This is a genomic window from Pseudoduganella buxea (assembly GCF_009720835.1).
Classification (GTDB): Bacteria; Pseudomonadota; Gammaproteobacteria; order Burkholderiales; family Burkholderiaceae_D; genus Rugamonas; species Rugamonas buxea.
The window spans coordinates 1-12,137 of sequence record NZ_WNKZ01000130.1; the positions used below are offsets into that span (position 1 = coordinate 1).

Annotated in this window: 10 protein-coding genes and 1 tRNA gene; 4 read left to right on the forward strand and 7 right to left on the reverse strand. The window is 49.1% G+C overall.

Going from position 1 to position 12,137, the window contains the following annotated elements:
* A partial coding sequence (locus tag GM672_RS25545) for an energy transducer TonB (RefSeq protein WP_155473340.1) occupies positions 1-344 on the forward strand: 344 nt, incomplete at its 5' end.
* A gap of 118 nt (positions 345-462) precedes the next feature.
* On the opposite strand, the gene GM672_RS25550 is transcribed toward GM672_RS25545, so the two are convergent.
* Positions 463-593, reverse strand: a tRNA-OTHER gene (locus GM672_RS25550).
* A gap of 333 nt (positions 594-926) precedes the next feature.
* Here GM672_RS25550 and GM672_RS25555 point away from each other — a divergent pair.
* Together GM672_RS25555 and GM672_RS25560 are read left to right on the forward strand one after the other, a co-directional pair.
* Entirely contained in the window at positions 927-1,202 is a 276-nt protein-coding gene (locus GM672_RS25555; RefSeq protein WP_155473341.1) for a hypothetical protein, read from the forward strand.
* 121 nt (positions 1,203-1,323) lie between these two features.
* Entirely contained in the window at positions 1,324-1,533 is a 210-nt protein-coding gene (locus GM672_RS25560) for a hypothetical protein (RefSeq protein WP_155473342.1), read from the forward strand.
* A 925-nt stretch (positions 1,534-2,458) separates the two neighbouring features.
* On the opposite strand, the gene GM672_RS25565 is transcribed toward GM672_RS25560, so the two are convergent.
* The 5 genes from GM672_RS25565 to GM672_RS25585 form a co-directional block, all read right to left on the reverse strand.
* Complete coding sequence (locus GM672_RS25565; protein WP_170300241.1) at positions 2,459-4,525, reverse strand: AIPR family protein; 2,067 nt, start codon at positions 4,523-4,525, stop codon at positions 2,459-2,461.
* Positions 4,526-5,500, reverse strand: a complete 975-nt coding sequence (locus tag GM672_RS25570; protein WP_229417947.1) for a PD-(D/E)XK motif protein — start codon at positions 5,498-5,500, stop codon at positions 4,526-4,528.
* Positions 5,490-8,153 (reverse strand): Z1 domain-containing protein, encoded by a 2,664-nt coding sequence (locus GM672_RS25575; RefSeq protein WP_155473343.1) that lies wholly within the window; start codon positions 8,151-8,153, stop codon positions 5,490-5,492. Before GM672_RS25575 ends, GM672_RS25570 begins: the two co-directional genes overlap by 11 nt.
* Positions 8,150-9,628 carry an ATP-binding protein gene (locus GM672_RS25580; protein ID WP_155473344.1) on the reverse strand — a complete coding sequence of 493 codons (1,479 nt, stop codon included), beginning with the start codon at positions 9,626-9,628 and terminating at the stop codon, positions 8,150-8,152. The genes GM672_RS25575 and GM672_RS25580 overlap by 4 nt, the downstream gene beginning before the upstream one ends.
* A gap of 249 nt (positions 9,629-9,877) precedes the next feature.
* Complete coding sequence (locus tag GM672_RS25585; RefSeq protein WP_229417948.1) at positions 9,878-11,305, reverse strand: DNA cytosine methyltransferase; 1,428 nt, start codon at positions 11,303-11,305, stop codon at positions 9,878-9,880.
* Positions 11,306-11,505: 200 nt separating this feature from the next.
* Between GM672_RS25585 and GM672_RS25590 the strand changes: the two genes are divergently transcribed.
* Complete coding sequence (locus GM672_RS25590) at positions 11,506-11,943, forward strand: very short patch repair endonuclease (RefSeq protein WP_229417949.1); 438 nt, start codon at positions 11,506-11,508, stop codon at positions 11,941-11,943.
* Positions 11,944-11,958: 15 nt separating this feature from the next.
* Here the strand turns inward: GM672_RS25590 and GM672_RS25595 are convergent.
* Positions 11,959-12,137 (reverse strand): IS3 family transposase (locus tag GM672_RS25595; RefSeq protein ID WP_155473347.1); only part of this gene is annotated, 179 nt, incomplete at its 5' end.

A 12,137-nucleotide genomic window follows, 5' to 3' on the forward strand; every position in this document is an offset into this window, starting at 1 on the left:
CCGATGCGAAGGCCGTGGCCGACGCGGGCCGGCCCAGCGCGACGCCGGGCGCCGGCACGGTCCCTGCGACACGCCATCCCGTCATCGCCGACACGCGCGCCTGCGCACCTTCCTACCCCGCGCTCGCCTACAGCAACGGCGACAGCGGCACGGTGCAGCTGGCGCTGCTGGTCGGCGGCGATGGCCGCGTGGTGGAATCGAAAGTGCAAAGGTCGAGCGGGCACCCCGAACTCGACAAGGCCGCGCGCAAGGCGCTGTCACAGTGCAAATTCAAGTTCTCCGGTAACGACAGGCCGGCCGAGCCGGTGTGGACCAGGCTGGAGTATGTGTTCTCGCTGGATTGAACGCGCGTCTGGCCGACAGGCATCCCGGGCGACGCTTGTCCGCGATACGCCTGGGCGGGATGGTCTGGAGATCGGCTGGGAGCAGCTGGTAATTGGCTGCAGTGGCGTAGGGAGAAGCTGGTCGGGGTGAGAGGATTCGAACCTCCGGCCTCTACGTCCCGAATAATGAGTACTAAATCCAGGCATCAGCGAGAATGCGGGCCACAGCAGATATTCCCAGCCAGTACTACACTCTGTACTACACCCTCGGCAGGCCGAATAACAAAGGTTACCAATACTAGGCCATTTGCCGTTACGATCATCCGACGAACACCTAGCGCGAGTCAAAGTCGGGAAAATCTAAGTGGCAGGTTACATATACTATGTTGCCAAGTCGCCATATTCCGCGTACCCCCTTTTTCTTGTAAAATTGCTACCAAGGGCAAGTTGCACATGTGTGTCGGTTTACAGTTGTCTAATATGTAACGTCGATAACCGGCTTCCCACCGGAGCGATGTGAAGTCGGCCGGAGGATACCTGACCAAGGTACTCCGCAGTCATCAGAGTGTGTCGAACGTCTTGAAGGCGAGAAAGCGAGAACGTATGAAGTTTATACTCAACGTAAGGAAGGTTGAGGAGAGGGATTTGAATTCAAGAACCCCGTTCTTACCCGATGGTGAGAAGTATGAAATGTACCTCAATGCTTTTCATAATGAACTTTCCGGAATCAGTATCTTTTCGAAAGTTGTGCGAAGCGGCTCAAGCTTCGAGATCGAGACTGCGCAGCCGACCGACGAGGAAAAGTTGAGAGAGCTCTTGAAACCAGTTTTGCAAGCTACTGTCGAGAATTTGCGTTTTGTTTCTCTGGTCGCGTCGTAATACTGATCGTTCGTACAGATACGGTTGGATTTATGAACAACTCCAATTAATGCTTCAGTAATAGCCAAATACGCCCGTCGCTCGCCATCGACAAACGCTTTCCCATCTAATAGGAACAAAGATGAATGATCAAAAGATGGAAATTCATGACATCTGCGACAAGCTACAAAAGCTCGCAGACTCAGGGGTTTTTTCTCCGCATACTGTGGAAGCCTGTACGCAAGGAGCGTCACTGCTCAAAAAGATAAGGGAGGTCGTCATGTCCAGCCCAGACGAGGGAAGTATTGTCGAAGATCTGAGGTCAATCCTAGCCGAACAAGGCGAAGGTTAGAAGCTCCACATCAGCTATCGTGAGTGCTGTCCGAGGTGAACGGGAAAATTGCCTTGTCGAACCTAGCGCTGTTCTCATTATGGACTGAACGCACATACCTGAAATGTCGCTTCAAGCGACACTCGTTGACTACTACTCAACGGCGAAGGAATCAGTGCGTCTCTGATAAAATCTAAGCGCTAGGACAATTTACTTGGGAAGTAACTTTACCCGACCGTCTTTTCCCTCTGCGGCCCTTCGTCCGTGCGGTATGGAGACAACTCGGCCATCTCGGCCTTCACGTGAAGTTGCGCCCTTCGGAACGCACACGACGCGTCCATCCCGACCCTCCCGAGAGGTACCGCCATGCTTGATCGCCACAACTCGACCGTCGCTTCCTTCCCTCGATGTGCCACCAGGCGGAACCGCCACTACGCGTCCATCGCGTCCCTCACGAGACGTGTAGCCAGAGGGTACTTTTACTTTTTTATGATCGCTGCCGGTTCGATATCGATCTGCCATGAGGTCTTCTCCTAAAGTGGTATTTAGTCGAAACCTAATGCAATTTCGCAACTCGGCCGCGGCGACGTGACTAGCGAAGAAAAGACGACGGCGCAAGAACCTCTACCGATAGGCCTGTCCCTAAAATCGCTTGGTACACCGTACGTTCAATTTCAGCCCGATCGTGAGATCTCCAGACGTAGCAAAGAGCTGCATTTCGGGTTAACGAGGCCCCTGTCCTAGTATCGTTCGTTACCAGTCTTCCATCTGACGCTCGTAAGACATAATTCGTGTCCATATCTCCTCTGCTTATTTAGGCATTTCCTTTAGTGAGGTCCACAGACTAAGCCCCCTTCAAACAAAAATCAAGCCAAAGCTCATACGAATAAAAGGAGAGGGCACTCAACCATATTGCGAGTGCGTGCCAGACACTGAACAACGCGAATCACGCGACTTCAATTCCTTCTGCACGTGCCTTACTTAATATCTCTAACAAGACCAAGCTCTGTTTTTCCGTAGGAATCTTCTTAGGAATTTGCGTCGCAATGCTAAGAACTCCTGCCTCTTTGGGGGTCACAAGCTGCTTTCTTGAAAGTACACTGGATAGATGCGCCCATTGCAACGCAGGAATATTAAGTACCTGCTTCTGAGCATCAATGCCGTTATCAATCTTTTGGGTTCTTTTTGCCGATTGAGCGTCAACGGCGACCTCATCTGCAGAGATGAGTTCCCCCCAGAACTCAGCTGGCAGGCTCGCTTCAATTTCAGTAATCCGCGTCTGAATTCTTGACCAGCAAGCGTCCTTTTTGCACCACTCTGATATATTGGATACGCCAGCTGTAGGTTGTGTAATGTCATCGTTTACAACCTTCGAGATTGCGCCTAAGGTACTTTCCAAAACCTTATTAATCCCTTGATTATTCCAAATGCGCAGAAAGTCCAATGCGCTATCTCGACGCCTGCTAATCTCGCTCAGCACCGCAATCGAGTAAGCAACAACGTTTGCGCGGTAACCCCCGTTATACCAAGACTGTTCAGAAACCAGTTTCTCGGTTGCGCGGAATATCAACCCCCGCGCAATGGCACGTCTATAATAAAACTCATTAAAGTCGTCCGAAGATTTTTCCCATTCCTTGCCAATCCTCTGCGCATACTTCGCAAAATTCTTTTGTGCGCCGAGATTGACCCATTTCGGATGCTCGTCCCACACGTTCTCGAATTTTGCTAAATCGGTTTTGGTGAACATTTGAAACTTTGGATGTGCTGTCTTAAAACGTTTTTGATCAGCCGCAGTAAGGTTGTTTTGCGCATCGGCATACTGTCCTCTAGCACGCTCATAAAACCATTTCGTTTCCCGAATTGCGCCTGGCAGCGCCGGGGCCCATATGCGCCTCGAGTATTCCTCGATTCGTATGTGAAAGGGATGATTCGAGAAGAAGTCGGCAGCATTAACCTTGTTCTGGGTATTAGCATATTCCGAAATCTTCGGCACTATAATTTCGCTGTCATTACTGTCGATAACAGACAATTTCATCTGAACGAAAATTTGACCAAGCGCAGCCTTATCCCGGCGCCGTGTATGGAAAAGCGATGCAGTCGTTTGCCCACCGTTCACAATCTGAAGATCGACAATCCTTTTGATCTGCATCCCCGTATCTGCGCTAATCGTCTCGACACTTTGGGCAGTGGCAGTAATACCGTTGTTGTACGCAAAAAACATGCTTGGCTCGTTTAATATCGTACTTCGTATGCCTTGATTAACGGAGCCTCGTGCCTGGAGGAATGTCCTTACATTCTGTTCGAGAAGCCGTGCCCCAAATCTTTCGTATAAATCGGAAAGAATTTCTGCTGGCATAACGATCAGGTAAGACTGGTAAGCGTTCAATCCTAAATGAGCGGGCAAACAGGAAATGCCGGCACCGAACATTTCGATGAAATCCAAATTCAGAGCTTCTTTATGTCCGCGCGAGGTTCGTTGCCGGTAGAGGCGCGAGATGTCCCATATATGAAAACTTGTCAAGATGCCTGTCATTTCGCCGTCGGGCAAATCTTGAACCTTGTCGCTAATCGTCCGCTCGGAAACAAGTATCACATTGATTTTGCGAATTAAATCTTTTCGATCAACGATTTGCCTAGCTAGGCCGTATTCTGGTGACGTGACTTCAAGCTCGCTCGCTAGGTTCTTATTCACGCTAGCTTCAAAGAAATTGGCTACACGTTTAATTGCAGCCTCTAAGTCGGTCTTTGTAAGGGTCTGCAGTTCGTTTCGACAGTCGAAATCCGCTACGAACAGATCGAGAGTTCCTTCGTCGTTGAACCAATAGCCGTCTACACGCATTCCACGCTGGGCTCGATAGTGGCAAAACTCAAAACCGTCTACAAATCCAGTTTCAATAAGCTCCGACGTAACGGCGTCCATGAAAGCTGCAAGTTGGAAAGTGCTCTTTGCTTCAGCATCAATCAATATTTCTCGGCGAAATTCCTCGAAAAATTCCTCTTTTGAAATCTCCACTTATGACCTCTCCAAGACCAGCGAATCTGAACACATGTACGCCTTAATAGATTCAAGTTTAATTTCATAAGAAAGGCGGGCGATACCTTGGGGTAGGCGAGATCGCACAAGCTTCGGAAAGCCTTCCGACACTTGATAACACTGAGAGTTGCTCACGACAAATCTAGGAGTGTCATATTCAGGCAGTGGAATGTAGCCAAAGGAAGATAGTTTTTCTGAAAATGTTTCAAGCGCTTTATCGTCTGTTAACTCCAACTCAATTATCCGGATTATGTCGTTCAAAGAGTTTGCATGATGGGAATCAGGCATGTCGCTGAGTTTATATATCATCAAAAAAAGATTGCTGGACAGTGACTCAAGCTGATCTTCAGACGAAATCCTTACGCTGTTGCGTTCCCTCCCACTAACTGACTTTATCTCAACAGCGGTATCACCAAAAATAAAGTCTTGATGAACACTGTCAATTCCGCACCAAGCGTCCAACGCCGCAATTTCTGATAGGCGCCGGGTATAGAGTAAACGCAGGAACTGAAGCTCTGCAAACAAGCCTTGTATCTCTTCAGCCGACAATAGCCTTAGTTTCCGCCCAGCGAGAAACGCTTTCCAGCGCTTAATATGAACAAGGACGACTGATAGCGCAACGGAGGCGTCCGAGACCGGAACAAGACTGGCGATGAGTGTCTTGCAAAGCCCGAAGAACAAGTCTCGATCTACGTGCTTCTCTAACGTTAGAATAAGACGCTGTTTGAATGGAACCTCGCCATTTCGGAGGTCTACGGTAATTCCATGCAGAGTTATCACGTCATTACGAAACTGTGTGCTGTGATCCCCATCTAGCTCGATAATTAGAAGGCAGTTACCCTGCACATTCTTACCCCAAAAAATAGGAATGGCGTCTGTACCAGCTACTTTCCGCACATTAAAGTCTGCTTTGGGGCTGCCAATATCGTCCCATGGCGTTTCGCTACTCATCATAGTCGTCTTCATCATCTGGGTCGTCGTTGAGCGATCCAGCCATTTGTTCCAGCCATACCTTATTGGCTACAATCTCAACTTCAGTGCCAAAAAGACCGCCAGGGAAGCTTACGCCAAACGCTGGAATACGCTGATCAATTGACTCGTTCCCCTTGGGACAGAGAGCGTGCAACATCAGCAATGGCTTGTTCCTAGCAATGCGGAAATGATAATCTGCAGGATTTGCGCCTGTGTTACTCGTATCTTTCGACGCCTCATTTACGGCTTGTGCTAGTTCAGCCTCGCCCAGGCCGAGTGCTTCGTCCCCCCGACTTGCAACCCTGTAGCCATTTAAACGCCAGCTATCCGTCGTGAAATTCTCAAATTTCCGTTGCTGCGTTCCGAGCCTATAGGTGCTTTCGGCCGAGGTCGTATCGCCAATCGAAATCAGCAAGACATCACTTAAACCAAATCTGTCAGTAATTGCGGCAAGGTACTGAAGCAACAATGCCTTTTGTAGTTCGAAACCTTTGTGAACTTTGAAACGAGTAATAAATTTTTCAATTTCTGACGTGGCGACGTCTTGAATAAACCAACCTTTATCCGTTGCAGCAACTTTGCCGCCGAAGCCTCGCCGCCAAAACTCTTCAATAAGCTCATCATTGAATTGGTTAACTGGCGACTTAGTTGGCAGAAGCGTACTCTCGACAAGCTTCCCAGTAAGATTTTGTTTTACTATAATTTTTTTGCCACTACGCATTTTGTTGGCCGCAGTGATCAGGAGGCTATCCGGATGAGCCTGAACATAAAGACCGAAATCTTTCGGGCTCATCTTATCCCGGCGCATTCGCGTGATTTGCAGCCTCAGCTCATCGGACGCGTTCGCAATGTATGAATACCAATCAATAGATTCCTGCGGCAAATGAACTCGGCAAAGATCTTCAAATCCAAGACGGTACCCAAACCATCGGCCCATTTGCATGAGAGTATCGTACATCTTTGTATTTCGATACATGTAGCTTATGGTGAGGCCCTCAATCGTTAAGCCTCGGGAAAGGCTGAGCCCGCCAATGGCAACCGCTGTAAGACCGATGCCATCTCTTTCATATTTTTTGTAATCAAGCACCTCGTCGCTTTTACTGTTTATGACGTATATGCGGAGATGATCAAATACGCTGTTCAGCGCTTTCTTTACAGTGTGCCATTCAAAGCCGCAGTCCGAGAATTCCTTATCAAATGCGCTTTTAAGCCCGTTCATGTATTCGTTTTTGTTCGACACCTCCTCGGGCATCATATAGTTAGCCTTGACGGCCTCGCGAATTCTTTTCTCGCGCAAGCTTACAAAATCCCTAACGACCTTTTGTGTCGCCATAAAACGCGATATGTTAATCAGCATGGAGCAGTGTTTTTTTTCCTGCCCACGAAGATTTCGGATCGCCCGTGCTACTATGAATTGATCGAAGGCGGCGTAGAGGCTTGGGGGAAGCTCTAGCAGAGCGTCGTCCTTTTTATGTGAAAAAGGAAGGTATTTCTCGCAATCATTTATTGGGCAGAGAATTCTCGCACTTGACTTTTCGTCCAAGAATACTTTTTCAGGCCCGAAGTAAGTGTTTGGCGCGTCAAGCGAGTAGATGAAATCTCTAGGGAAGAGCTCTTCTCGAACGTCTTCATCGTAGGCTTCAGGGTTAATGAAGATGTTCGCGAATGGGGTGGCGGTGTATCCGACATAGCACGACTTTTCGAACAGGCCGAGGATGCGTCGTATCATGGAATTCGTGCGTGTCGGACTGACGTCTTCCTTATTCGTATTAATGGAGGCGTTATCAGCTTCATCGTCGATGAGGAGCATTGGTACGTCTGATATTCGGCCATCACCTTTCGCGTTCAATTCTTTTAACCACTTATGCAGTGCGTCAAGCGTCGTGACATTTTTCTTGATTACCAATATTATTGGTTTGCTAAAATCATTAATTTTCCACCCGCTCTTTGCGGCTGTATTCTTGTTGAAGTCCTCGTTTATGTTGGTAAGGGTTGCTGGATGCGGAAATTTTCCATATGTCCCTACTCCGATCGGAACCCGGTTTTCAGGGTCGCTAGACCTGCCGATAAAGCCTTCATCGACTCTTTCTTGCGTTTGCTTTCGGAGGTTATTGTGAATGCCTGCAATTACAATAATGAATTTGTATCCGGCATCAGCAGCCTTCGCAATAACACCCATGTAGTTTGCTGTCTTACCTGATTGGACGTGGCCGATCACTAAACCTCTACGATTCCAAGATCCATCGCTCGTTGGGTCTTGAAGATGCGAAAGTATCTTCAGGCCAACGTCGCTCAAAGAGCGGACAAGTGTCGGTTGCCATTTTTCCGAAATAAGATATTTTTCATATGCGTCGGAATACGTCCATTCAATTTCTGTGCGTTTATAGACCCACTCGTCGTCATGATTCGCTTCGATATTAACTAGCGACACTCCTGCGCCCATACGTGTGTCTATCGCTACCATTGCTTCTTCGATAGCGCTCCGCAAGTCGCCTTCATAATCGAATACGACTGCTAATTGCTTTGCCTTGGCCTCGACTTCTTCTTTCGTGGGCGGATCTGACTTCCGGAGAAGCGCAGCGATCAACGAACTCACAAAGCCTTTGTCCATCTCCATATGGTTTATCGTATTCATGCAAAGCTCTCGCGAATGAATTGTTCTGCCAGTTCCATATTGTTCTCGAAAAGTTTCGTGGATTTCAAAATTTCACGGAATGTTTGCTTGTCCGCTGCGGTACTGCCAGTAATCACTTGCCTTAGAGCTAACAGCCTGTCCATGAATAGATTATCGTCAGGTAGGAGCTGCCTTATTTCGCGAGGGTTAGTTGAGTAGTCAGAATAAATCATCTCAATCGGCAAGGCCGTTGCTACCATTTCCATAAGAAGGCTCAACTGTTGTTTTCCGTCGCTGTCTAGGCGCTCGCCTAGACCCTGTAGAACAGGATGCTCAGAGTTAACTACGTAGCGGACATAGCCGTGGTCCGCGTAGCGTTCCCAAATCGGTGCGGTATTTTCTTCAAAGAGCTTCTGCCCTCTACCACGATGTACTCTCGTGCTCCGGGTAGATACTTGGGAAATTATTTGACGTAGTCGTTCGCGGACAGGATGGGGAGGGCGTGCACGCGACTTCTTTATATCGATGGTCCACGATTCGTCAAGGCTGTTTGGGAAGTCTATTTGCACCCGAGCCAGTTTGGTCGACTCTCCCTTAGGTATCAATCTGAACCAATCTCCCCAAGCCATCAGGCGGCCGTTTCGATAGATATAGGCCCCTTGGTTGGAGATAAAATCACTTCGGTTTTGATAGAAGTCGTATTCGCGTGTTGATAGCCGGCTGTGGTGGGGAAGAATATATGGCTGCAATTGAACCGCAACTTCTCCGATATAAACTACTTCTTGGGGCAAAATTTGAGTTGCAGCGTTATTCCGACAAAATGGGTCGAAAGGCTGTATTGCATGGCCGTTAATGGAAATCGAGACCTTCTTTCGGCCTTTTATTTCACCGGATAGATATCGATGAAATACTAGTGAAAGATGCTTTTCTAGTACGTCGAGTTTTTCGTTGACTATCTCGTCACGGCGACCGCCAATTTGATCTTCAAGCATGCGATCTAATTCTGCCCAGATTATTACAGTCCCATCCCCCGATAGCATTCTACTTTGAGGAAAATCTGATGTTTCTGTATCGTCGAGGATGGAAAGAATCCAGTCATCTCGAGCATCGATTTTATCCAAGCTCCACGTGGCGCCGCTGAGGCACGCGTTCTTCGCACTGATTACGGTTAAGGAACGGCACTGTGAGAACGAAGCAGTTTTTAGACCGAGACCAAATCTGCCCAAGTCGCGTGGTGATCGTTTCTGTTTCGGATTTGCGGTGCCATGTCGCATTGCGTCCACGATCTCGTCTTCGTTCATACCGCAGCCGTTGTCTACAACCGCGAGTGTAGGCGAAGCTCCTGTAAGGTCGCAGACTATGGAAATATCGGTTGCGTTAGCAGAAATGCTATTGTCGACCAAGTCGGCGACAGCTGTTTCGAGCGAGTACCCTAGGTCTCGCATGGACGCGGAGAGGCAGGCAGCGCTCGGTGGGAGGTGATGATCGCGAGCCATTTGTTGCCGCTCCTTGTTGACTGTGCACTTCGATGAGTGTTTGGGGATTCGGACCCAATAGTGTTACCAAGCAATTATACCCGGCATGCAGCTTGTCCGGCAGCGTTACTTACATGTCACGGTGAGCGATTTGAATTGGTGACTTGTAGAGCGGCCGGAGCGGCAGAGCTGGATCTACTTGTGTTGCATCGTATGGTCGAGCGGCTCTGCGGCAGGTTGCCAGAGTGCCGCTCGGTAAGTGGAAGACAGTCAGACGAGGACGTTCTTCACTAAGCTGGCTATTCGATTCGCTAGCAGTGGGGGGACGGCATTTCCGACCTGATGAAACTGCTCAGTTCGGTTGCCCATAAAGAAGTAGTTGTCAGGAAAAGTTTGCAACCTAGCGGCCTCGCGAACAGTCAAGCTACGGCATTGCGTCGCATCAGGGTGAATAAAATAGTGACCGTCTTTAGCGATATGGCTAGTGATAGTTGTAGAGTGGGCCCCATATCGTTGTACCTTGAACCTGTCAGCGAACTTGCCTGTTTCCCAGTTATCGTGATCGGGGCGCAAGCCAGATAGGTCAAACTGTTGGTGCCCTTTTGGTGAAAAGCCTCGCAGCTCTGCAAACGTTGCGGCGTATGCGTATCTTCGAAGATCGCTTGTCATATGGGCACGTGCCTCGTGATTTAGCCATTTATTCAGATTCGGGTCCAAATACCATTCCCTGAGTTCAGGCGGTAAGACACTATCGCCGGCACCAGAAAATCGATTGCTGCCGGTTTCTAAGTTATATTTAACTCCAAACGCAGACGACAGCAGCGCACAACTTAAGTCTACGTCACCCTTTGCGTTTGCTTCAGCCGCCAGTGAGCGGAGATGATCGATCACAGTATTTGCCCATACGGAGCTTGAGTCTTGTTCGCGGGTTAGACTACTCCTGAGGGCTGGAAGGCCACTTAGCACGTCTTCCACAAGGTGAGATGGGACATTCTTGCTAAGTCGACCTGCCCGCACATTGATGTCGGATCGAATTCCTAAAAGGATCACCCTATGCCTAGCCTGGGGCAGCCCGTGCTCTTCTGCTTTGATTATGAAGTCCCTTGGGTCAATCGAGCTTACGTCCATTCCCTTTTCGAACGTCGTATCAGTCACTAACGAACAGATTTTATATCCGAAGTTTGATGGCGCCTCTCCAAGCGCTGCTCCTGGATCACATAGGTCCTTGAGGATGTGATGAAAGATTTTTTCACCATCAACTTTTGCAGAAAGAATCCCTTTAACGTTTTCCATCACGAAAACAGCGGGGCGGCGGCTTCGGATGATTCTCAGGTACTCTTTGTAGAGGAAGTGACGATGATCTTCTTCGGCCTTGTAGCCAGCCTTGCCGAGATTTCGTGAACGGCCTACCAGCGAATACGCTTGACATGGTGGGCCACCGATGAGAACACATTCTTCGTCTGCACTTAGGAGATTGTCTAGTATGGCGTCTAGCTCATCGTTGTCTGACGGCTTGCCAAGCTCGAACTGGCGGGCCTCACGTTGCGCCTCCTCCCAAGCTGCCTCCGTTACGCTGTCGTATGGGGAAGGCGCATCGCCATTGCAAAAGCGATAGTAGCGACGGGCATCGCGTGGGTTGTGCCTTACACGCCGAAAGTAGCTGCGGAGCGACAGGGTCTTGTGAGCGGAAGTTTCCATCTCAGCTGATACGATAATCTTGAAAGCCCGACCGTCGTCTAAAGATGAGAAACCCTCGCCTAGGCCGCCAGGTCCTGCAAATAAATCAATAATTGGTATAGTCATAACGAATACGGTTAGGCGCACTCACCAAGTGGCCTGTTGAAGCAAATTGGGAACAAATGATAGATATTGTAGATAAATTGGTACGATCACGAATGATGGCGGCAAATAAAGCTAAAAACACTAAGCCGGAATTGTTGCTCAGACGGTTCTTACATGGAAAAGGCTTTCGCTACAGAATCCACGTTCGCAGCTTACCAGGTTCACCCGATCTAGTGTTGGCAAAGTACAATTTAGTGATTTTTGTACACGGTTGTTTCTGGCATCAACATGTCGGATGCCGCTTTGCCACGACCCCAGACGAGCGGCGTGAGCAGTGGCAGGCGAAATTTGCTGGGACCCTGGCACGAGACGCTCAGCATATTACAGCGTTGCGTCAAGGCGGGTGGCGGGTATTCTTGATATGGGAGTGCGGCTTGACAAAAGGCCAGGCGGGCCAGTCCTTAGAGTGGCTTCCAGAAGCAGTCAGGGACGCTTCTCTGGACTTCATCAGTTGGCCCGAGCCTGCTGTAGGGTTGAGCAAGCGCTCAACATGAATCGCCACGAGTTTCCTAGACACTCGCGAGCCGCTTGAAATACTGCTTTTCATACTCGACCGGCGATAAGTCATTGCTGAAGCTGTGCCGGCGCTTCGGATTGTAGAACATCTCGATGTAATCGAAGACATCTTGCCTTGCCTCTTCCCGGGTGCCGTAGGTCTTGCGTCGGATCCGTTCCCGTTTCAGGAGCT